The organism is Peptacetobacter hominis (genome assembly GCF_006861675.1).
GTDB classification, from domain to species: domain Bacteria; phylum Bacillota; class Clostridia; order Peptostreptococcales; family Peptostreptococcaceae; genus Peptacetobacter; species Peptacetobacter hominis.
The window spans coordinates 90,932-114,864 of sequence record NZ_SGJB01000007.1; the positions used below are offsets into that span (position 1 = coordinate 90,932).

Annotated in this window: 21 protein-coding genes and 1 riboswitch; of the genes, 3 read left to right on the forward strand and 18 right to left on the reverse strand. The window is 30.8% G+C overall.

The features are described from left to right. Positions 1-12: 12 nt before the first annotated feature. From ilvC to EXD82_RS05175, 6 genes are all read right to left on the reverse strand, one after another. Positions 13-1,029: a ketol-acid reductoisomerase gene (ilvC, locus tag EXD82_RS05150; RefSeq protein WP_142535847.1), complete on the reverse strand. Its 1,017-nt coding sequence runs from the start codon at positions 1,027-1,029 to the stop codon at positions 13-15. A gap of 41 nt (positions 1,030-1,070) precedes the next feature. Beyond that, positions 1,071-1,556 carry an acetolactate synthase small subunit gene (gene ilvN / locus EXD82_RS05155; protein WP_142535848.1) on the reverse strand — a complete coding sequence of 162 codons (486 nt, stop codon included), beginning with the start codon at positions 1,554-1,556 and terminating at the stop codon, positions 1,071-1,073. Positions 1,557-1,559: 3 nt separating this feature from the next. Beyond that, a complete protein-coding gene (gene leuA, locus EXD82_RS05160; protein WP_142535849.1) occupies positions 1,560-3,245 on the reverse strand; it encodes a 2-isopropylmalate synthase in 1,686 nt (561 codons plus the stop codon). Positions 3,246-3,628: 383 nt separating this feature from the next. Next, a complete protein-coding gene (locus EXD82_RS05165) occupies positions 3,629-4,399 on the reverse strand; it encodes an ABC transporter permease (RefSeq protein ID WP_246082011.1) in 771 nt (256 codons plus the stop codon). After that, complete coding sequence (locus EXD82_RS05170) at positions 4,371-4,661, reverse strand: MTH1187 family thiamine-binding protein (RefSeq protein ID WP_142535851.1); 291 nt, start codon at positions 4,659-4,661, stop codon at positions 4,371-4,373. The genes EXD82_RS05165 and EXD82_RS05170 overlap by 29 nt, the downstream gene beginning before the upstream one ends. A gap of 43 nt (positions 4,662-4,704) precedes the next feature. Next, positions 4,705-5,481 carry an HAD family hydrolase gene (locus tag EXD82_RS05175; protein ID WP_142535852.1) on the reverse strand — a complete coding sequence of 259 codons (777 nt, stop codon included), beginning with the start codon at positions 5,479-5,481 and terminating at the stop codon, positions 4,705-4,707. A gap of 154 nt (positions 5,482-5,635) precedes the next feature. Here EXD82_RS05175 and EXD82_RS05180 point away from each other — a divergent pair, with 154 nt between their 5' ends. Continuing rightward, on the forward strand, positions 5,636-6,250 hold the full coding sequence (locus tag EXD82_RS05180) for an NUDIX hydrolase (protein ID WP_142535853.1): 615 nt from the start codon (positions 5,636-5,638) through the stop codon (positions 6,248-6,250). A gap of 276 nt (positions 6,251-6,526) precedes the next feature. Here EXD82_RS05180 and EXD82_RS05185 read toward each other — a convergent pair whose 3' ends face one another. From EXD82_RS05185 to EXD82_RS05220, 8 genes are all read right to left on the reverse strand, one after another. Next, on the reverse strand, positions 6,527-7,426 hold the full coding sequence (locus EXD82_RS05185) for a DMT family transporter (protein ID WP_142535854.1): 900 nt from the start codon (positions 7,424-7,426) through the stop codon (positions 6,527-6,529). A 147-nt stretch (positions 7,427-7,573) separates the two neighbouring features. After that, complete coding sequence (locus EXD82_RS05190) at positions 7,574-9,190, reverse strand: ABC-F family ATP-binding cassette domain-containing protein (protein WP_142535855.1); 1,617 nt, start codon at positions 9,188-9,190, stop codon at positions 7,574-7,576. Positions 9,191-9,293: 103 nt separating this feature from the next. Continuing rightward, positions 9,294-10,310: a molybdopterin-binding protein gene (locus EXD82_RS05195; protein WP_142535856.1), complete on the reverse strand. Its 1,017-nt coding sequence runs from the start codon at positions 10,308-10,310 to the stop codon at positions 9,294-9,296. A gap of 12 nt (positions 10,311-10,322) precedes the next feature. Continuing rightward, positions 10,323-11,024: a hypothetical protein gene (locus tag EXD82_RS05200; protein WP_142535857.1), complete on the reverse strand. Its 702-nt coding sequence runs from the start codon at positions 11,022-11,024 to the stop codon at positions 10,323-10,325. A gap of 64 nt (positions 11,025-11,088) precedes the next feature. Beyond that, positions 11,089-12,444, reverse strand: coding sequence for a DUF6179 domain-containing protein (locus EXD82_RS05205; protein ID WP_142535858.1), 1,356 nt, complete (start codon positions 12,442-12,444; stop codon positions 11,089-11,091). Further along, a complete protein-coding gene (locus tag EXD82_RS05210; RefSeq protein WP_142535859.1) occupies positions 12,416-12,931 on the reverse strand; it encodes a hypothetical protein in 516 nt (171 codons plus the stop codon). The genes EXD82_RS05205 and EXD82_RS05210 overlap by 29 nt, the downstream gene beginning before the upstream one ends. Before the next feature lie 155 nt (positions 12,932-13,086). Next, entirely contained in the window at positions 13,087-14,178 is a 1,092-nt protein-coding gene (locus tag EXD82_RS05215; protein WP_142535860.1) for a lysylphosphatidylglycerol synthase transmembrane domain-containing protein, read from the reverse strand. A 259-nt stretch (positions 14,179-14,437) separates the two neighbouring features. Beyond that, positions 14,438-15,814: an NCS2 family permease gene (locus EXD82_RS05220; RefSeq protein ID WP_142535861.1), complete on the reverse strand. Its 1,377-nt coding sequence runs from the start codon at positions 15,812-15,814 to the stop codon at positions 14,438-14,440. A 61-nt stretch (positions 15,815-15,875) separates the two neighbouring features. Beyond that, positions 15,876-15,976, reverse strand: a riboswitch (purine riboswitch). A 333-nt stretch (positions 15,977-16,309) separates the two neighbouring features. Between EXD82_RS05220 and EXD82_RS05225 the strand changes: the two genes are divergently transcribed. After that, on the forward strand, positions 16,310-18,100 hold the full coding sequence (locus tag EXD82_RS05225) for an aminopeptidase P family N-terminal domain-containing protein (RefSeq protein ID WP_142535862.1): 1,791 nt from the start codon (positions 16,310-16,312) through the stop codon (positions 18,098-18,100). A gap of 99 nt (positions 18,101-18,199) precedes the next feature. On the opposite strand, the gene EXD82_RS05230 is transcribed toward EXD82_RS05225, so the two are convergent. Beyond that, a complete protein-coding gene (locus EXD82_RS05230) occupies positions 18,200-18,802 on the reverse strand; it encodes a TIGR04100 family radical SAM protein (protein ID WP_142535863.1) in 603 nt (200 codons plus the stop codon). A 194-nt stretch (positions 18,803-18,996) separates the two neighbouring features. Between EXD82_RS05230 and EXD82_RS05235 the strand changes: the two genes are divergently transcribed. Then, a complete protein-coding gene (locus tag EXD82_RS05235; RefSeq protein ID WP_142535864.1) occupies positions 18,997-20,184 on the forward strand; it encodes a hypothetical protein in 1,188 nt (395 codons plus the stop codon). Between the two features lie 49 nt (positions 20,185-20,233). Here EXD82_RS05235 and EXD82_RS05240 read toward each other — a convergent pair whose 3' ends face one another. The 3 genes from EXD82_RS05240 to EXD82_RS05250 all read right to left on the reverse strand — a co-directional run bounded on the left by EXD82_RS05240 (position 20,234) and on the right by EXD82_RS05250 (position 23,309). After that, positions 20,234-20,791, reverse strand: a complete 558-nt coding sequence (locus tag EXD82_RS05240) for a hypothetical protein (RefSeq protein WP_142535865.1) — start codon at positions 20,789-20,791, stop codon at positions 20,234-20,236. 15 nt (positions 20,792-20,806) lie between these two features. Then, a complete protein-coding gene (miaB, locus tag EXD82_RS05245; protein ID WP_142535866.1) occupies positions 20,807-22,261 on the reverse strand; it encodes a tRNA (N6-isopentenyl adenosine(37)-C2)-methylthiotransferase MiaB in 1,455 nt (484 codons plus the stop codon). A 583-nt stretch (positions 22,262-22,844) separates the two neighbouring features. Next, positions 22,845-23,309, reverse strand: a complete 465-nt coding sequence (locus EXD82_RS05250; protein ID WP_142535867.1) for a hypothetical protein — start codon at positions 23,307-23,309, stop codon at positions 22,845-22,847. Positions 23,310-23,933: the final 624 nt, after the last annotated feature.

Sequence of the window (23,933 nt, forward strand, 5' to 3'; positions counted from 1 at the left end):
TATATAATCTGATTAGTTATTTATTAATTTGTCCTCATTTGACCAGCTGTATAATTTTCTTATTTCTTTTCCAACCTTTTCAGAACCGTGCTCTAAAGCAAGTTTTCTCATAGCTTTGAAATGAGCCTGTCCTCCTGCCTCTGACATTTCAAGAAGGAATTCTCTTGCAAAACTTCCATCCTGTATATCTTTTAATATCTTCTTCATAGAAGCCTTTGTTTCATCTGTTATTATCTTAGGACCTGTTACATAATCTCCATATTCTGCTGTATTAGACACTGAATATCTCATACCTTCAAATCCTGACTGATATATAAGGTCTACTATTAATTTCATCTCGTGTACACATTCAAAATATGCATTTTCAGGATCATATCCTGCCTCTACTAAAGTGTCGTATCCTGCCTGCATTAATGCACATATTCCTCCACATAATACAGCCTGCTCACCGAATAAATCTGTTTCTGTTTCTGTTTTGAAAGTTGTCTCAAGAAGTCCTGCTCTTGCTCCACCTATAGCTGCTCCATATGCAAGTGCTATGTCTTTTGCATTTCCTGTTGCATCCTGCTCAACAGCTACAAGGCAAGGAGTTCCTTTTCCTGCACAGTATTCACTTCTTACAGTATGTCCTGGAGCCTTTGGTGCTATCATAGCCACGTCTACACCTTCTGGAGGAACTATCTGTCCAAAATGTATATTAAATCCATGGGCAAACATAAGCATATTTCCTTCTTCAAGATTTGGTTTTATTTCGTTTTTGTAAAGTTTAGCCTGTAATTCATCGTTTATAAGTATCATTACTATATCAGCTTTCTTTGCAGCTTCAGCAGAAGTATATACCTCAAATCCCTGAGCTTCGGCTTTTTTCCATGATTTTGATCCCTCATAAAGACCTACTATTACTTTTACTCCACTATCTCTAAGATTTAATGCATGTGCATGCCCCTGTGAACCATATCCTATTATTGCTACTGTTTTTCCATCTAATAATTTCTGATTACATTCATCACTATAGTATATTTTTGCCATTTTATTTGTCTCCTTTTTTTAATTTTTATTTATTATTGCTTCTAACCTTTGTATCCTCTTTTCATTGCTGAAAGACCGGTTCTAACTATTTCTATAATTTCAAAGTCTGTAAGAAGTTCTATAAATCCATCTACTTTTGTACTATCACCAGTAATTTCTATAATCATAGAATCCTTTGATACATCCACTATCTTTGCTCTGAATATATCTGATACAGCTGAAACAGCCTGTCTCTTACTCCGATCAGCTTTCACTTTTATCATTACAAGTTCCCTGAAAACTGATTTTTCAGGATCCAGAATATCTATTTCTATAATATCTTCAAGCTTTTTAACCTGTTTCTCTATCTGTTCAAGAATCTGTGGTTCTCCCTGTGCTACAACGGTAAGCCTTGATAATCCTTTTTTTTCAGCAGGACCAGCAGATATACTCAATATACTGTAACCTCTTCTTGCGAACAGACCACTTACTCTTGTCAGAATACCTGCTCCGTCTTTTACAAGTATAGATAAAACGAGTTTTCTCATATCCTATCCTTCTTTCACTGTTGTTTTGTATATTCTATTCATTGCAGAAACCATAGCCATTACTGTAGCTGTTGTTATATTTGGATGTACACCTACACCATATTCATAGCTTTCATTTTCAAGAGATTTAAGTTTTATATAAGCTGCTGCTTTTGCTGATGATCCTGATGTAAGAGCATGTTCACTGTAGTCAAGAAGTTTTGTATCTATAAAATCGTCACTCTTATTGAATGCATTTTTAACAGCATCTATAGGTCCGTTTCCATAACCTACTATATTTTTAACTTCTCCATTAACTTCTACACTAACTTCAGCTTTTCTCTCGAATTCACTGTTTTCATCACTTATATCAAATATCTTATGTTTTATAAGTTTATAAGGTGTTTCTATATTTATATATTCATTGTCAAAGCAGCTGAATATTTTTTCTGAAGATACTTCTCCTTCTTTTTCGCTGATTTTCTGAATAACTTTTGAAAAATCAACCCGTAACTGTTTTGGAAGATTGTATCCATATACTGTATCCAGTACAAAGGATACACCACCTTTCCCAGATTGAGAGTTTATTCTTACAATAGGTTCATACTGTCTATTTAAATCTGCAGGGTCTATAGGAAGGTATGGTACTTCCCATATATCAGATTTTCTTTCTTTGTATGCGTGCATTCCTTTGTTTATAGCATCCTGATGGCTTCCAGAGAAAGCAGTAAATACTAACTGACCTCCATAAGGATGTCTAGGAGGAACCTCCATTTTTGTACATTTTTCATAAACTTCCTTTATTTGATTCATCTGAGAAAGTTCAAGTTTTGGATCTATTCCATGAGAGAAAAGATTAAGTGCAAGAGTTATTACATCTACATTTCCGGTTCTTTCCCCATTACCAAATAAAGTTGCTTCCACTCTATCAGCACCTGCAAGCAATGCCAATTCAGTAGAAGCAACTCCGCATCCTCTGTCATTATGTGGGTGAACACTCACTATGACTCTATCTCTATTTGTGAAGTTTCTGCACATCCATTCAATTTGATCCGCATAAACATTAGGCGTATCCATTTCAACGGTCGAAGGCAGATTTATTATAACCTTATTATTTTCATCTGCTCCCCATGTATCCATGACAGCCTCACATACATCAAGTGCATAATCGACTTCAGTACCTGTAAAACTTTCCGGCGAATACTCAAGTATCACTTTTCCACTGAATTCCTCCGACAGAGTTTTAACAAGTTTAGTCCCCTCTACTGCTATTTTTTTTATTTCATCTTTACTTTTGTTGAAAACAACATCTCTCTGAAGTATTGATGTTGAATTGTATATATGAACTATAGCCTTATCCAGACCCTCAAGCGCATCAAAAGTTCTTCTTATGAGATGCTCTCTAGCCTGTGTAAGAACCTGAACTGTTACATCATCCGGTATGAGATTATCCTCTATAAGCAGTCTTAAAAAGTCATATTCTATCTGTGAAGAAGAAGGAAAACCAACTTCAATTTCTTTGAATCCAAGATTTACCAGCAGCTGAAACATTTCTACCTTTTCATCTATATTCATAGGCGTTATCAGTGCCTGGTTTCCATCGCGCAGATCAACAGAACACCACACTGGTGCTTTGATTATCTCGTTGTCTGGCCAAGTACGATCTTTTAATTTTATTGTCTCAAATTTTTTGTACTTGTGATGATTCATTATTTGTACCTCCTTTTTCTGATATTAAAATTATTATTTATTATTTAAAGTGCGGTAACTATAATAAATAATAATCGCCGATATAAATTAACCATTATTCATATTTCAGTTTTATATACAGTATACATATATTCAAAATAAAGTATATAAGCATTGATTTCATCGGCTTTGTTTTGTCTTGTTTCATATGATATACTTTTTTGAAAATTTAGTCAATAGTTTTTTCTGTAAAATTTTAATTTTCTGATAAATTTGCATCTTATGTGTTATGAAATAAATTAAGTATAAAAAAACATCTTCCTTATAGGAAGACGTTTTTTTATTATAGTAAGTTTTAATTTTTATAATAATTCTTTTGTTTTACAAGATAAAAAACAGTTTATTTATTTGTTATATTTTTTTAATACACTTTTTCTTACAAGATGTACTATACCTACAAATATAAGACTCAAAATTACTATCAAAATTGTAGATGCAAAAACTTTATCAAGTGCATATGCTTTTTTTGATCTAAGCATATATACACCAAGACCTTCTGTTCCACCTAACCACTCAGCAACTGTAGCAGCCATAACTGCGTATGTGGCAGAAATCTTAAGCCCTGAAAAGAATTTTTCCATAGACATAGGAAATTTTAGATGTCTGAATGTATCAATCTTTCCGGCTTTCATAGTTTTAAAAAGATTAAGATAATCTTTATCTATATTTTCAAGACCATCTACAAAACTTATAAGTATAGGGAAAAAACACGTCAAAGTTACCATAAGTACTTTTGGCAGCATTCCAAATCCAAACCATATAACAAGAAGCGGTGCTATTGTTATAGTTGGAATCATCTGTGTTGTAAGCATAAGAGGATATAAACTCTTTCTTACTATAGGTATAAAATCCATTACAATACCTATCAATATCGAAATCACAACTGCTATGAAAAATCCTGTGACGGCTTCATAAGTAGTAATCCATGCATGTTTCATAAGATTTTCTGTATCAGTAAAAAATACAGATACAATATCTGATGGAGCAGGCAAAAGATATCCAGGTATATCCATACATACCACTATAGCCTGCCAAATGATTATAATTGCTACAAATACAGCTATAGGGTATATTATGTCCTTATATCTATCTCTGATTTCTAAGTTTGTTCTCAATAGATAATCCTCCAGCCTTCTCATCAACTCTTGCAACTGTTATTACTCTTTCGCAGTTTAACTCAAAAGGCATTTTGTGCATTTTTTTAATAAGTTCAAAAACTTCATCGAATTCGCCCTCAAAAGTAGTACTCATTGCTCCTATTTCATAATTCATTCCACTTTCTTTTACAAGTTCTATACATGCGTCTACAACTTTATACATCTGATCTTCATTTGCATAAGGTCTTAGAGGCATTACTGCAACATCTGCTATTACCATTTAAAATTCCTCCATTTCTTATATCTATATATAATTATAAAAATTATATCAACTTAAAGTGAACACAGGCATTAAATATTCCATCATCCATTACAGAATCAGTTATATAATCAGCTGCTTCTTTTGCTTCATCATTGGCATTTCCCATTGCAATACCAACACTCGACTCTTTGAACATTCCTATATCATTCAGGCTATCTCCGAATGAATAAGTTTCATCTGCGTCAAAATATTTTTTTATATATTTTATTCCGTTTCCTTTATCAAAACCTTTTGCAACTATATCCGCATATCGGCATCTACCTGGAATAACATCTATTCCATCTATCTTTTGATATTCGCTGTAATCATAATTTTCATCGCCGAATATGATAAACATGACTATATTGTCCCCATTGTATTTTCTTTTTTGAGGAATATCATCCTGAAAAAAAGTATATGCAGCATTCATATTATCATCAGGGAATTCCCACAGATACGGAGTTCCATCTATGCTGTAAACATACGGCGAATTTCTTTTGTGACATAATTCCATGCATTTTTCTGCAGACTCTTTATCTATATATTTTGAATAAATCACTTCTCTGTTCTCATTATAAATCATCTGTCCATTATTGCATATATATCCATCCCACTTTATGATATCTGAAAATCCACACTGTACAATAGAAAACATTCCTCTACCTGTTGAAATTACTACCTTATGGCCATTATCTTTAAGTCTTTTCAAAGCTTCAATCGTTGATTTTGGAACTTTATGTTCATATGAATCCATAAGAGTTCCATCTATATCAAAAAATAAGACTTTTTTTCTGTTCATATTTTCCTCCTTAGAAAATGCTCTATTTATATTTTGCCACTATATTTAAATTTTGTCACCCCTTTTAATATATTACATCATTTTTCATAAAATCTATTTAATGTATATCTGTTTTGTAATATAATTATATTAAAATACTTTTGGGAGGAACTAAATGTTTGATAAGCAAAAAGTACTGAACAAACTTAAAGACTATTCCCCATATATAAATGGGTATGAATATATGAAAAGAGCATCTGTTCTTATTCCTATAGTAAGAAAAGAAGGAGAATCGCACATACTTTTTGAAGTAAGATCCGCAAAACTTAAACATCGGCCTTGTGAGATATCTTTTCCCGGCGGTGGCATAGAAGAGAACGAAACAGCTGTAAATGCTGCAATCAGAGAAACCTGCGAAGAAATCGGTGTAAGTGGAAATGATATTGAAATTATAGGTTCTCTTGACCTTCTTGTAACTCCGGTTAATTATATAATACATCCCTTTGCCGGATATCTTAACAATGCCTCGTCTCTGAGGCTTAATAGTGATGAGGTCGACCATGTATTTACAGTTCCTTTGAAGGTACTTCTTGAAATGAAACCTGAGGAATACAAAAATACTGTAAATGTAGAACCGGATAATAATCTTCCTTTCGATATAATTCCAGGTAAAAGAAATTATCGATTTGAAAAAGGAACATCCCCCGTATTTTTCTACAGATATAATGGATATGTAATCTGGGGTATAACTGCAAAAATACTTTATAATTTTTTAGAATTTTTCAGATAAAAAATAAAGATGTTGTCATATGACAGCATCTTTTATTAATTATATAAAAAAATTTCCGACATATGTGCGTCTATGCCGGAACAGGAAAATTTGTTTTACTCGTATTTTATACTTTCAACAAGAGAACTATTATGAGTGTACTAACTATTTTTTAAGAATGTTTAACTGTTAATTATATTGTACCCCCTTGTTACAAATCCGTCCAATTGTTTAAATCTATTCATAAAAATGCAGCTATAGATAAATATCTATAACTGCATTTTTACATCTATAATTCTATTTTGATTTTTCAGGCATATTGGATATAAGTACACCTGCTATTATACAGCCCGCTGCTATTACTTTTACTATAACTATAGGCTCTCCTAATAGTATATATGCAAGAATCATGGAAAATACGGGATTAAGGTTTATATACATATTTGTCTTTGCAGGTCCTATGTTTTTTATTGATATCTGCTGTATAAGATATCCACAAACAGATGCAAAGCAAGACATATAAAGTACAGACATCCATCCATTTATACTTACTTCAGGTATAAATTCCATAGGATTTTCCATAAATGTAAATGGAAATATAATTACGGCACAAAATAAAAATGCATATGCCGTAATTTTTATAGGACTATATTTTCCTGCAACTTTTTTTGACATTACACTATAGGCAGACCAGCAGACCACCGCTATCATCATTATAAGATCACCTTTGTTGAATGTAAACTCTTTAAGAGTAGATAAATGACCTCCTGTCACTATAAGAACTACTCCAACAAATGAAAGAAGAAGAGATAGTATATGTTTTGACTTGAATCTTTCCTTTAAAAATATACCTGCAAATATAGTTGTCACAATAGGATTGGTTGCTCCTATTATAGATGAGTTTGTCGCTGTTGTATATTTTAGACATTCAAAGAAAAATACATGATAACCTATCATACCTACTACTCCAAGTGCAAGAAATACCGGAATATCCTCCTTTGTTATCTTCCAGTTTTTCTCTGTTTTTATCATAATAGGGAATATTATTGCTGTTGCAAAAAGAAATCTAAAAAATACCAATGATAGTACAGGAAACTCTGCCACTGAATATTTTCCAGCTATAAATGCGCCAGACCAGAACAGTGTAGCCAGTATCATTATATAATTATTCCGTTTAAAGCTTTTAGAATCTGACATATTTACCTCCTAAAAAATAAAATCATTTGATATTATATCATATTTTTCAGAAAATTGAAATAAATTTTATTTTAATATATAATTTATTTATATGAAAAATAAAACAAGACCGCATAATATCAAATTATACGGTCTGTTATTTATATATTAGCTGTACATTTCTTTTAATTTAGCCTGTATATCTTTGTTTTCAATATACTCATCGAAATCCATTTTTCTATCCATAATTCCTTTTGGAGTTATTTCTATTATTCTATTTGCAAGAGTTTCTATCATCTGATGGTCATGAGAAGTAAATAATATTACTCCCGGGAATTTTTCAAGTCCCTGGTTTACAGATGTTATAGATTCAAGGTCAAGATGGTTTGTAGGATCGTCAAGAACAAGTACATTTGCATTTGAAAGCATCATTTTTGAGAACATACATCTAACTTTTTCTCCTCCAGAAAGTACCTTTGCTTCTTTTAAAGCCTCATCTCCTGAGAAAAGCATTCTTCCAAGAAAACCTCTTATAAAACTTTCACTTTTTTCTTCTGAGAACTGTCTTAACCAGTCTACCAGAGAATATTCACATCCATCAAAGAATTTATTGTGGTTTTTAGGAAGATAATCCTGAGTAGTTGTAACTCCCCATTTATATGAACCGCTGTCTGGCTCCATTTCTCCCATTATTATATTAAATAATGTAGTTGTTGCTATCTCGTCACCCATAAACACTATTTTTTCATCATTTTCAAGTCTGAATGATACATCATCAAGAACTTTCACACCATCTATTGTTTTTGTAATATTGTGAACTTCCAGTACTTCATTTCCGATTTCTCTTGCAGGAGTAAACCCTACATACGGATATCTTCTGCTTGAAGGTTTTATATCTTCAACCTGAAGTTTTTCAAGCTGTTTCTTTCTAGATGTAGCCTGTTTTGCTTTAGATGCATTTGAACTGAATCTCGCTATGAACTCTTTTAACTGAGCTATTTTTTCTTCAGTCTTTTTATTCTGGTCTTTTGCAAGCTGAAGAGCAAGCTGGCTTGACTCGTACCAGAAATCGTAGTTTCCTACATACATCTGTATTTTACCGAAGTCGACATCCACTATATTTGTACATATCTGGTTAAGGAAATGTCTATCATGTGATACAACTATTACTATAGAGTTTTCAAGATCCATTATAAAGTTGTTTAACCAGCTTATAGACTGGAAATCAAGGTGGTTTGTAGGCTCGTCAAGAAGAAGTATTTCCGGCTCTCCAAATAATGCCTGAGCAAGAAGTACTTTTACTTTCTCAGCACCAGTAAGTTCTTTCATAAGCTTGTGGTGCATATCTTTTTCTATACTAAGACCCATAAGTATTTTTTCTGCATTTGTTTCTGCATCCCATCCGTTAAGTTCTGCAAACTCAGCCTCAAGATCTGCAGCTTTTATACCATCTTCCTCTGTAAAATCCTCTTTCATATAAAGAGCATCTTTTTCCTGCATTATATTCCAAAGTCTCTCATGTCCTCTTATAACAACATTAAGAACTTCCTCTTCCTCATATTCGAAATGGTCCTGTTTAAGGACAGACATTCTTTCTTTTTCTGTTATAGATACACTTCCTGTATTTGGCTCTATTTCTCCAGAAAGTATTTTTAGAAACGTAGATTTTCCAGCACCGTTAGCACCGATTATCCCGTAACAGTTTCCTTTTGTAAATTTAAGATTTACGTCTTTATAAAGTTCCTTATCTCCGAATCTAAGTCCGACATTTGTAACCTGTAGCATTTATTACTTCCTTTCTATATATAAATTTTTTTATTCGTCTAAATTGCAGTCCTTTCCATAATATAATACTTTTGTTATATAGTCAATCGCTCTTTTTATATTATTATTTGCCGAATCCACAGTTTGGATATCTACATTCGTCACAACCTCTACAGAATCCACCATCACCATATTCAGCTATATCCCTTAGAGACAGTTTTTCTCCTGCAACAGTTCTTGAAAAAATCATATCAAACACAGTTATTCTGTTATACATAGCACAACCAGGTATTCCCATTATAGTTTTATTTTCTTTATATGCAAGCATAAACATTGCACCTGGAAGCACCGGTGCACCATACGTTATAATATCAGCATTTGTACGTTTTATTGCTGCCGGTGTCAAATCATCAGGATCAACACTCATCCCTCCAGTGCAACATACAATATCTGCTCCCTGTTTAAGAAACATTTCTATAGCGTTGTATATTTCCTCTGTATCATCAGGACATATCTTTTGTCCAATCACTTCACATCCATACTCAGATACCTTTTTTTCAATTACAGGACCAAACCGATCTTTTATTATTCCATTGTATACTTCGTTACCTGATGTAACTATCCCTATCTTCTTTTTCTTATATGGAATGACTTGTACTATACTTCTATTTTTAAGTATCTCTTTTGCATGATTAAGTTTTTCTCTTTCTATTATCAGAGGGATTATTCTTGTTCCAGCCACCCTTTCACCTGCTTTTACTGGAACATTATTAGAAAGAGTCGCCATCATCATTTCTCCAAGCATATTAAATTCTAACAGACTTTCTCTGTTTACTTTAAGAATTCCATCACATTCCGATATAAATTCTATCTTGCCCTCCTTTATTTCTCCTGACTTCAGGTTATTTCCCATTACTATATCTCTTATAAATTCAGCTGCTTCATTTTCATGCACCATATTCTCTTTCATTTCCCATATATACAAATGATTTTTCCCAAGAGATTTCAGCACTGGTATATCCTCTTTTTTTACAATATGTCCTTTTTTAAATGCTCTTCCTTTAAATTTTCCCGGTATTATCTGTGTTATGTCGTGACATAATACATGACCTTCCGCGTCCTCTGTTTTTATAAGTCTCATAAAAGCACTCCTTTAATTATAAAGAACTGTTATTCTTGTTTCTTCAACGTCATTTTTTTCTATAGTTGCAAAAATAGCACTTCCTCTGTCACTGCAATCTTTTTCCAACTCTTCCATAAGCTGCGATATTTTTGAAAGATCCATGCTATCTTCACCTTCAATTATTGCGATACATTTTCTTCCAAGAAACTCATCTCCAACATTTTTCATATTATCTTTTATAGCTGATATTGATTCTGATATGTCTGATATACCATCTGTATATGAGTATTTCATTCCTTTTTCTGTTATAAATATATCTCTTAAATCAGTTATATCTATATTTATCATTACTTCATCTGAGATAGATTCAGATATCATATCAAACATTGCAATCATATTTTTTATATCTTTTGATTCAATATTGATATTTCTATCTATTTCTTCTATTTTATCCTCTTTTGCTGAATCTACATCTATTCCTATGCACAGTACCTTTCTTTCAGAAGCCATAAATCCAATAGCTTTCACGGTTTCAACTGCTCTTTTCTCTTCTGATGAATATAAAAGATAAATTATTTCTGTATCGTCAAGAAGTGTTCTAACGTAATCTTTATCAACATCCATTTTTTCGTTTATCTTTTCTATATTTATAGCATTTAATTTCTCAACATCTATTGATTCGACAAGAGAAATTCCTTTTTCACATATTCCAATAAGTTTAGAATTCTTCATTTTCTGAACCTCCATGTAATTTTATTATCTTCACTATTATATCATAATTAATTATATATATATGTTAGCCTATTTTTATATTTATCCTTTGTATTAATTTTTCTATATTCTTTGTATCTCTTTTCGCAATTACTGAACTTAAAAGTATTCTCTCCCAGTCTTTTGATAAATTACTAATATTTATATCATTTAATTCTATACTTTTATTAAATACAAAGTCTTCTGAAAAAGATATTTTTAGAAGAGATGCTATTTCTATATCCGAAAGTGAATTATAATATAGTCTTATCTCTTCTTCAGAAAAGATATAACTTTCTAATATATCGATTATATCTAACATTCCTAGATTTTGCGATTTAATAAATCTAATCTTTTCTTTACTACCATTGATATTTCTCAATAGTTCTATTATTTTTCTTAAATTGCTACTATCTATCGAAAATGATTCTATATCTATAATATTTCCTTCATTTATGATGTCAAAGTTTAAGATAAAATCTATTCTTTCTTTACTTAATTTAAAAAAGTTTTCAACTATAATATTTTTCTTTATATTAAAATAATTTTTTAAACCATCATCATTTATATAATAACAAATAGTATTTATGGAATCATTTAATTTTAAATAAATATTTTCATATCTTACTATTTTATTTAATTGTTTAATATCATCTGTATAAAGATATATCTCTGGTTTATTAAAAATCAAAGCACCTGCTATAAGCTGATTTATTACTAATTCAAAAAAATTGATACTAATATACTCTATACTTATCTGGTTCATATATTCATATGTCTTTACAATATTATCTATACAATTTCTAAAGTAATTTAAAAACTTTACTTCTTCAAACAAACTATTTATGTAGTAAAGTACCAATTCAGTTCCGTCTAATCCATACATATTATTATATAGAGGTAATCCATCAACCAAAGGATAATCCAAATCGTATTTACATATAGACATATTTATATACTGATTATCTTCTTGAGCTTCTGATATAAACTTTGGAATCTGATTTTTAATAACGTCTATATATCGTTCATTATTTATATTTAAAGATATTTTTTCTATTTTTTCATATACACTTATTATTTCTTCTAATTCTTTTTTAGACTCCTCTTCTCCTATTTTGATAAAATAATTTATATTTAATGTTGAAAGCATCTTATAACCATCAGGAAAACATCTAAAACCTTTAACAAACATATAGTTGATTGATTTTTCTATTTTTCTAAAACTATCTTTTGACAAAGATGTGCTCATTCCATGATTAAATTGATTTATTTTTTCATCAAATATTGTAGATATTTCAGAAAACAGTTCATTTCTTCTTGATAAGGATATATTCCCTTCTCTGTATGCTCTTTCTATTGTTGAATAAATATTTTTATCTGAAATCAATGAAATACTCTTCATTTCTAATATTACCCCCTTCTAGAATCAGCTTGGTTTTTACTTTATCTATAATTAATTCCATGTTTTCATCACTATTTAATCCGTAACACACGTACACTGCCATTTCAAAAGTTAACTCTCCTGTATCAACATGAGTAAAAATATACCTAGATATATAAGATATAAATACATCAAATAGAATTTCATCAATTCTAGAATCAGATACACTATAATCAAATTCCTTTCTGATTCTATAGTACAAATAAATTATTTTTTTCATAATATGTATAAAGTTATTTCCAAATAAATATGCAACCTCAAAATACAATTTTATAATATTATTAATTCTTTCCACATCAGTTTCTACCCAATCCAATTCATTGAGAATTTTTACCATTTCTTCAAACAGAGCATATACTTCTTTTTCTGATACATAAACATTGTTTACAGCAAATTTTTCTTCTACTGATTTTATAATTTCATTTGATCCATCTTTAAGTAGTTTCAATATATTACCTCCCTTTGATTTTATAGTATAATAGTTATACTATAAAGTGTCCTATCTTTCAACACTTGAAATTTCAACGATTTTATGGTAATATATATACATAAAGAGGCAGATTATTTATAAATAATCTGCCTCTTTATGTATATATATTATTTTTAATTTGTTAAAAATTGTTCGTGCTTATTTTCCCGCTTCCTATCCTTTCTTTTTTTCTCAATATTTCTATCCATCATATAATGAGAGATCCATGTACATACTCCACAGAATAAAAGTATAAAATAATATACAAAGAAGCTATACATTATAACAGCATAACCTACATACTGTTTTGGGAATAAACCATTAAATATATTAAAGAAAGTTATTTCATTTGCACCAACATTACCAGGAGTTGGAATAGGAGATATTGTCATATATAAAAGTACCTGACACGAAAATATCCTGAAAAATCCGGCACCAGATAGTTTAGACGCTTTATATATAAGAAATGCTATACTAAAATACAGAAATAACTGAATAAATGTAAGCATTACTGTGGCTATAAGAGATTTCCAATCAGAAATATACATAAGTATTGATTTATTAAAATCATCTATATAGTGGTGAACTCTTTCATTTTTGCCATTCAGAAATCTAAACATTCTAAGTTTCCCAAGTCTATATATTATAAAGTCAGCAACTTTTTTCATAAATTCCGGATTTAATACTATCATTATTCCTACAATTATAGATACTATATTCATAGCCATACCAGCTGTAAGAAGCGGAATTATAGAGCTGTGTCTTTCCATTATCATTTCCTGATTAAAAAGTATAACTCCTCCACATATTACTGTAACCACACTTTGAAAAAGCATTGTCTTGTTTGTTACAATAGCCACTGCTCTACTAAGACTTATTCCATATTTATTCATAAGATATATCTGCATTGGTTGGCTTCCTGATGCAAAAGGTGTTACAAGATTGTAATAAAGACCTATTGTACCCATCTGTATACCTATGCTTCTCTTTTGTTTGTTTTTTTCAATGGAATTTATAATCCACTGGAATATTATAGTTTCAAGAAGTATGTATAGCAGTATAACCATTACCCCTGCTAAAAGATATCTCTTATCAGCAAATGCTATAACATCCGGTATACGTCTGTAATCTATTGTTTTTGAAATAATTATACCTGTTACCAATATAAGAAAAACCAGAAAGGCATACTGTATAATATTTTTTTCCTTTTTACTAAACTTTCTCATAATAATTCTCCTCTATTTTATAGTCATGATTTATGACAATATATCAAATTTCTATCAACTATCTTAACTATATTATACAGCATGATTCTTAAAAATTTCTGTACTTTAAATAAAGTTTATTTTATTTTCTTACTATTTTGTGTGTTTTTCATCCTATTTTAGACCGTATATATAAATTTATATTAATATTTCTTTATAAATAGCCGCTTTCAAAAAAATAAATAACCGAGAGATAATATATATCCCTCGGTTTATTTGATTACATAAATATAAGTTTAAGTGAGAATAGAATTGCCAGAAGTACCATTACTATAGATACTTTCTTTCTATCTTCTTTCTTAGCAATTAAATTGTATAATAGGTTAAGTACAACATAAGAAAGTACTCCTAATGTTAATCCATCACCTATACTATATGTAAGTGGCATACCTGCTATTGTCATGAATGCAGGAACACCTTCTGTTATATCAGAGAATTCTATTCCTGTAACAGCTGAAAGCATTAAGTATCCAACATATATAAGTGCTGGAGCAGTTGCGCATCCTGGTATAGCAACAAATATTGGTGAGAAGAACATAGCTACTATGAAAAGACATCCTACTGTAACAGCAGTCCATCCAGTTCTACCACCTTCTATAACTCCTGTTGAAGATTCAACAAAAGTAGTAACTGTAGATACACCCATAACAGCACCTGCTGTAGTAGCTAATGCGTCTGCAAGAAGTGCTCTACCTACGTTTGGAACTTTACCCTCTTCATCAAGCATATCTGCCTTAGAACAAACACCAACAAGTGTTCCTACTGTATCAAAGAAGTCAACGAAAAGGAATGTACACACAACCCCTATGAAAACTTTAAGATTTGTAGGATCCGCTATATATCCGAAATCTATCTTTCCAGCTATAGGTGCCATGCTTTCAAACTTGAATACACCTGATGGTAAATATATTCCTAATTCCTGTGCATGAGCAGGATTTACTACTGCATATCCCCATGCAAGAAGTGAACTTACTACTATTCCTATAAGTATAGCTCCTTTTACACCTCTTTTGTCAAGAACTGCTATTATTGCAAGACCAACAAGTGCTATAACAACAGCTGGAGTCATTTCTCCAAGTGCTATAAGAGTAGATTCATCACCAACTATAAGTCCACATCCTATAAATCCAACAAGTGCTATAAATATACCTATACCACCTGTAACTGCAAGTTTAAGGTTTACAGGTATAGAGTTTACTACAGCTTCTCTTACTTTGAACAGTGTTAATAATATAAATATGATACCTTCTGCAAAAACAGCTGTAAGAGCTATTTCCCATGGAACTCCCATTCCTAAAACCACTGTAAAAGCAAAGAATGCATTAAGCCCCATTCCTGATGCAAGACCAAATGGAAGGTCTGCAATAAATCCCATTAAGAAACATCCTAATGCTGCGGCAAGACATGTAGCTGTAACAAGTGCACCTGCAGGCATTCCTGTAGCTGATAATATACTTGGGTTTACAGCAATTATGTAGGCCATTGTAAGGAAAGTTGTAACACCTGCTAAAATTTCCTTCTTCATGTCAAACGGTCTATTGCTGAAAATTGGAAATATCTTTGTCAGAGCGTTATTTCCGTTTTCTGTTGTTTTCATTATATAACAACACCTCCTATTAAATTTTAAAACGGCATAGATTCTATGCCGTCATATAGTCTGGAGTAATTTACCGTATTCATAGTCAGCCATTTACGGTGGCTGGTAGAGACTTATGACCCATATTGTCAAAATTATATGATACATATTCGTTTATACTCTCGATTATATTATTTTATTGTATATTACAAAATTTGTCAATATAAATAATATATTCTATACTTTTTTATTATTATGCACAAAAAATTTTTTCTATAAATTGTTAATTTGAATAATTATTATAGATATTATTTTTATTATATATTTTTATTATTTTACTAAAATATCGCTTAGGCTCTATTTTTCAAAGCTATTTGGAATAAACGATTTCTTAATCTACGAAAGAAAGTTTTTATCGATGAATATATTTTAAAAATAATCTAAAAATTTGGTTGTACTTTGTTTATGATATGATATAATTTTAATCAGAGGAATAAATTTAAGGAGGTTTCAACTATGAATCCAGTAGTAAAAAGAATAGAAGAACTTAGAGTTCTTATGAAAGAAAAAAATATTAATTCTTACGTTGTTCCTACAGCTGATTTTCATCAGAGTGAATACGTTGGAGAACATTTCAAAGCAAGAAAATTTATAACAGGATTTTCTGGAAGTGCAGGTACTGCAGTAATATCTGAAAATGAAGCCAATTTATGGGTAGATGGAAGATATTTCATACAGGCAGCAGCACAGCTTGAAGGATCTGGTGTTACAATGATGAAAATGGGCGAACCAGGTGTACCTACTCTAGAAGAATACCTAGAAGAAAATCTTCCAGAAAATGGAGTTTTAGGATTTGATGGTAGAGTTGTTTCTATGGGTGAAGGTTCTGCCTATGAAGCTATAGTAAAAGAAAAGAATGGCTCAATAGTATACGAATACGATTTAATAGATAAAATATGGTCAGATAGACCTGAACTTTCTAAAAAACCTGTATTTGAATTAGGTGTTGAATATGCAGGTGAAACTGTAGCATCTAAACTTGAAAGAATAAGAGAAGCTATGAAGAAAAATCACGCTACAGTTCATATATTAACTACTTTAGATGATATATGCTGGACTTTAAATATGCGTGGAGACGATATAGACTTCTTCCCTATGGTATTATCTTATGCTGTTATAACTCTTGATAAAGTTATATTATACATAGATGAAACTAAGGTTTCTGATGAAATAAAAGCAAACTTTGCAAAAGATGGTGTTGAATTAAGACCATACAATGATATATATGAAGATGTTAAATCTATAGATGAAAAAGAAGTTATATTAATAGACCCTGCAAAATTAAACTATTCATTATATAACAACCTTCCTGCAGGAGCAAAAAAAGTTGAAAAAGTAAACCCAGAAATATTATTCAAAGCTATGAAAAATGATGTTGAAATAGAAAACATCAAAAAGGCTCAGATAAAAGACTCTGTAGCTCATGTAAGATTTATGAAATGGGTTAAAGAAAACTATGATAAAGAAGTTATAACAGAAATGAGTGCTTCTGACAAACTTGATGAATTCAGAAAAGAAATGGGTGGATTTATAAGACCAAGTTTTGAACCAATAAGTTCTTATGGACCTCACGCTGCTATGTGTCACTACACTTCTTCTCCAGAAACTGATGTTCAGTTAAAAGGAGGAAATGTATTCCTTACTGATACAGGTGGTGGATACTATGAAGGATCAACTGATATAACTAGAACTTATGCTTTAGGTGAACTTCCTCAGAACATAAAAGAAGGATTTACCCTAGTTGCTATAAGTAACTTAAGCCTTGGAGCTGCAAAATTCCTTCACGGAACAACTGGTATGGTTCTTGATATACTTGCAAGAAAACCATTCTGGGATAGAGATCTTAACTTCAACCATGGTACTGGACACGGTGTAGGTTACCTACTTAATATACATGAAGGTCCTACAGGATTCAGATGGACTTATAGAGCACATGAAGCTCATCCATTTGAAGATGGTATGATAATAACTGATGAACCAGGTATATATATAGAAGGTGAATACGGTGTAAGACTTGAAAACGAGCTTCTTTGCCGTAAAGGAACTTTAAACGAGTATGGTCAGTTCATGTACTTTGAAACAATAACATTTGTTCCATTTGACCTTGATGCTATAGTACCTGAAATAATGACAGATGCTGAAAGAGCTATGCTTAACAATTATCACAAAGAAGTATTTGAAAAAATATCTCCATTCCTAAATGATGAAGAAAAAGAATGGTTAGCTCATTATACTAGAGAAATATAATGATAATAAATATAAAAGAAGCTGTTTATATTAAACAGCTTCTTTTTCTTATTTAGAATAATCATAGTTTACATAACAACGATATTGTAATATTAGTTATTAACTATTTTTATATCTGACTCTCAGTTTTATCCCTATAGATTCTGCTACATCTCTTGATTTTTCTATCTCCTCTTCTGTTATCTCGTCCACTACTGAAAATACAGTTTCTATACCTTCATCTTTGCATCTTTTAGCAAATTTTAAAATTGCGTCGTAAGATTTTTCTCCAAACGATGGTCTACTTATTCTTATGTATGAGTCCTTATCTGGTGCATTAAGACTTACAGAAACAGAATCAATAACATCCTTTATACAATCTGCAACATCAGTATTATTTATAAGATCTCCTAATCCATTTGTATTTACTCTTGTTTTTATATCAGCTATACTTTTTATATATTCAGCAGTTTTTATAAGAGTTTCCAATCTCATCATAGGTTCTCCAAATCCGCAGAAAACAACTTCTTTATATTCGTTTAAATCAAAATTTTTCAGTTCTTCTTTTATCTCATCTAAAGAAGGATCATGGTCAAGCCAAAGATTATCATTTTCTCCTACAGTTTCTTTTATATCTCTTATGCAAAATACACATTTACATGGGCATTTATTAGTTATATTTACATATAATCCGTCTCCTATCGGATAAAATATTGTCATCATTTTTATCAACTCCTATTATTATCTTATATCTATATTATATCTCTATAGATTCCCATTTTCATCTGATTAATAAAATATATCGCATATTAATCTATTGTATCCGTACAATCCATTCATTTTAGAAAGTTTTCTTCTTTACTTTTATATTGTCATAATATACAATTAAGTTAGAAAACGTTTTTAGGAGTGGTTATATGAAATTTAACAGATTTGACGCCAATCAGATAAGAGAAATAAACAAGGGTATAAAGTCAGGAGTGGACGTTTCGTCTTATGAAAAAGAATGTTTTGATAGTTCTCAGATGAGAGAAATCAGACTTGGTCTTGAAAAAAATCTGGATGTTTCAGTGTATTCAAAGCCGGAATACAATAGTAAAGATATGCAGATGATAAGAGAAACGCTTGAATATGGAGCTGATTTATCGGGATATATCGGTGTAGGTTTTGATGATCAGCAATTATATTGGATTTCCAAAGGACTTAGAGATGGATTAAATGTTTCAATCTATGCAAATCCATCTTTCAGCAACTATATGATGGCTGAAATATACGCTGCCTTGAAGGCAAAACTTCCAATTGAAAAGTATGATATAAGTAGATTTTCAAAATATCAGTTTCAGCAGATTGTATTAGGTCTTAAGTCAGGACTTGACGTTTCTTTATACGACGACTATGACAATGAGAATATGTTTGAAGATAGAGTAAGATTAGTTAAGGAATGTGTCGGTACTGCTTTATCTCAGGGTGAAAATGTTACTCTTCAACAGCTTAGTAAAATATGTTACTACAAAAACGAGGGAATCGATACAAGCAGCTGGGAGAATTACAGATTTGATAGAGATAAGCTTGATCAGATAATAAGAGGACTTGATAATAATGTTGATGTAGATTTCTTCGCAAAACCTAAATTTTCAAAAGAACAGATGTATGAAATAAGACACGGACTTATGGAAAACTGTGATGTTTCTATTTATGCTGATACAGATTATGATGCATCTCAGATGTGTGAGATAAGAAAAGGTCTTCGTATAGGTCTTGATGTTTCTCTTTATTCAAACCCAAAATTTGACAGCACTCAGATGTTTGAAATCAGACAGGCTATTAAAGAAGGTTCTGATGCATCTATACTTGCTAATGAAAATTTCAATTCAAGGCAAATGAGAGCTATAAGAAATGGACTTATAGAAAATCTTGACGTTTATATTTATGCAAATCCGGAGTTCTCTGCCGATAAAATGTATTATATTTACAAAGGTATGAGTGCTGGATTTGATATGAAAAAATATCTTGATTTTAATGATTCTCAACTTAAAAGTGTGCTTGAAGGTTTATTCGAAGCACTTGAAATATGTAAAAAAATGCTTGCTGAGGAAAATAAATAATGTATATCTAAATGTTAAAAGCTCTGCAGAAAATCTGCAGAGCTTTTAATTATTTGACTTCTGTTTCATATATTTTTAATATTTCTTCAAAAGAATTCTCTATACTTTGAGCCTCATCAGATGTTATTTTTCCATCCATTCCCATCCTTACATTTTTCTCTATTGTATCAAGAATCTCATTCATCCCTGCTATGTTTTTATCAACATTTTGGGCATCTTCATCCATTTCTTCCTTTAGTTTTTTGTCCTCAGCTTCTTTAGTAAGCTCACCATATTTATATTCAATATATGCTTTTACATCTTCACCTTTTATACCATTTACTTCTTCTCTCTTCTGAGATATAGCTTCAAGAATTGACTTTATTTCTTCCTGAGATACATTCCAATTCTGCTCTTTTATCGGATATATAAACTCATTGTACCATTCGTACTCTGCCTCAAATCTCATATCTGTAAAAAGGTCATTCTGTTCAGTTATTTCCTCTATTCTTTCCTCTGTCAATGCCTCTTCCTGACTTTCAGATGATTTTGAACATCCGGATATTGATATAGTCATTATAAGAGCCATAATAGCCAGCAGTTTTCTCTTTTTAGAACATATTTTCATAATATACCTCCATGCTTATCTGACTATTTCTCCATTTAATGAGAATGATTTAGGATCTGTTATTTTTACCATTACAAGCTGTCCTGTAAAATCTTCATCGCTATCGAAGTTTACAGTTTTATTCTGTCTTGTCTTACCTGTGTATCTATTTGAATCTTTGGCACTTTTTCCTTCTACAAGTACTTCTACAACTTTATCTCTATACTCTTCACTTATTTCTCCAGAAATTCTGTTTACATGTTCAAGAACCATATCAAATCTTCTGTGCTTCTCTTCTTCAGGAATCTGATTTTCCATTTTTGCAGCTGGAGTTCCTTCTCTTTTTGAGTATATAAATGTAAATGCTGAATCATATCTTACAGCTTCTATTACATCTATAGTATCCTGAACATCCTCCATAGTTTCCCCTGGGAATCCTATCATTATATCCGTAGAAAACGCCATATCAGGAACTTCTTTCTTGGCTTTTTCTATTATTTTTAAGTAATCTTCTTTTGAATAATGTCTATTCATCTTTTTAAGAAGAGATGTGCTTCCACACTGAACTGGAAGATGAAGGAATTCGCATAATTTGTCACAGTCTCTTATCGCATATATAACTTCATCAGATATATCCTTTGGATGAGATGTCATAAATCTAACTCTCTCAAGTCCCTCTATTTCATTTACCATTCTTAGAAGTTCTGCAAAAGTTACAGGGTTATCAAGAGTCTTTCCGTATGAGTTGACATTCTGTCCAAGTAAAGTTACTTCCTTTGTTCCTCTTGATACAAGTTCCTTGATTTCGTCTATTATGTCCTGTGGCTCTCTACTTCTCTCTCTTCCTCTTGTATAAGGAACTATACAGTATGTACAGAAGTTGTTGCATCCATACATTATATTTACAAATGCTTTCAGGTTGAATTTTCTGTTGCTGTGAAGTCCCTCTATTACTTCGCCGTCTACATCCCAGACTTCTACAACCATTTCATCTGTTGTTATCTGCTTATGAAGAAGTTCTGGAAATCTATATAAATTATGTGTCCCGAATAACAGATTTACATGTTTATGATGCTTCTTGATTTCTTCTACAACATGAGGCTGCTGTATCATACATCCACATATAGCTATTTTTAAATCCGGGTGACTTCTTTTTCTGAATTTAAGCTGTCCAAGGTTTCCATATACTTTTTTCTCCGCATTTTCTCTGACAGCACAAGTGTTGTATATTACAAGGTCCGCTTCGTTTACATCTTCTGTTTTGTCATATCCCATTCTTTCAAGCATATAGTCAAGCTCTTCTGAATCGTGTTCATTCATCTGACACCCGAACGTTACAATAACCACGACAGGTTTTCTCCCTTTTTCAGCTGCCCACTTCTCATTTATTTTTCTTACCTTGTCCATGTACTGCTCCTGAACTTCAAGCTTCATAGGATCAAGTGTTTTCTGTCTCTGTTTAGATTTTTTGTTTATATCAATAGTTTCCATATTTATTTCCTTTCTATACTTATTTATTTTATAGATATGTGATTACCCATATCTTATATATTTTATCACATGTAAGGCAGAAAAAAAATAGGAGTTATACTCCTATTTCACTTTACAATTATGGTACATCCTTCTTAATTCACAAAAAAATAAATTACTATAAATAATAATATAAGTTTTAATATTTTATAAAAATTTAACTCTTTCAAATCCAAAGAAGGATAGTTTATTGAATCGCTATTATTCTTTGAAATAGTATATGATAAAAATATAAATAACAATATTATCAATACTAATACCATAACGATATCTATATTTAATATGACAAATTCATACTTTCCAAAAGCAACTAAGTAAGAAAATATTATTATCGGAATCATTGAATATGATATGTACCTAAAAATTCTATAAACCTTTGCATTATTATTCATAATTTTGTCAAATAATGAATTTTTTTCATCACTCCATCCTTCTATGGTTAAATGAGTGTATACAGATGTTTTAGAAATTATTTTTTCTAACACATATTTTACTTTATATTTTGTATTTATAGTTGTTTTTCTTCCATTAGCATCTATTACTCTTATAAAAAATAAGTCATTTTTTTAAAGGAATATTCTATATGATTTAATAAATGTACTATTCTTGTAGCATTAATTATAATAAAAGTTGTCTTTCCTGGTTCTATTACTATTTTTTCTTCAAGTGAACTCCCTTCTTCAACACAAAATAGCAAATCATCTTGACAATTCAGAAGATTTTCAGAAAGTATTATATCTTTTTTGCCTATTCTTTTTCCGGAAATAAACTCCAAGTATTTTATAACTCTAATTTCTGAACTTGGATTTAACATAGCTACCTTTATAAATTTGCTACCATCCTCTATCAATATTAACTCTGGTTTTATCTTTTTCTTTGATGGATAAATTGATATAAATAATGCTATAAAAGATGCCACAGCAGAAGCAATAGCAGATATTAACGTCACAAAAGAATTGTGATCAGCAATTATTTGTTTGATATAATCATTAAATATTTTATAAAACATGATTTTTCTCCACCCTAATATCTTAATTAACATATAATACTTAGGTTAACAGTGCATTAATAATAAACTCTGATATATTTGTAAAAGAAGCAACTATACATTTATTAATATACAACAGTTTTTCTATCATACTATCATCTTCAATTATATTATTTAATACATATAAAAATTTAGTATTCAAATATTCTGTTAACCTTTGCACTGCAAACCTAAATATTATAAATATACGCAGGTTGGCATAGAGTCGAGCCCTGAAAAGTAGACCACTACCCAACCTACTTGCTAGCAACCCGCTTCGTCAACGTATGGCAAAAGCTTAATCCACTTATATTATATCAATTTTGCTGTTTATTTAAAAGTATACTATTTTGATTAATAATCCTAATAAGCTGGTTCAGTTTTCCAAACTGGTTTCCAAAACATTTCTCTTGAAATTTTAGCTACTGAATATATTAAATTATCTAATTTATAGTTTATAAAATTATCTTTCATGTACTAATTTCTCCTTTTATTCTTTTGAATATGCTTTTATATTTAAAATAATAAAGGGGCTGTCGCATTAATATTTTATTAGTGCGATAGCCCTTATTTTTTTGAAAAAATATAATAAAAAATCACCTTCTA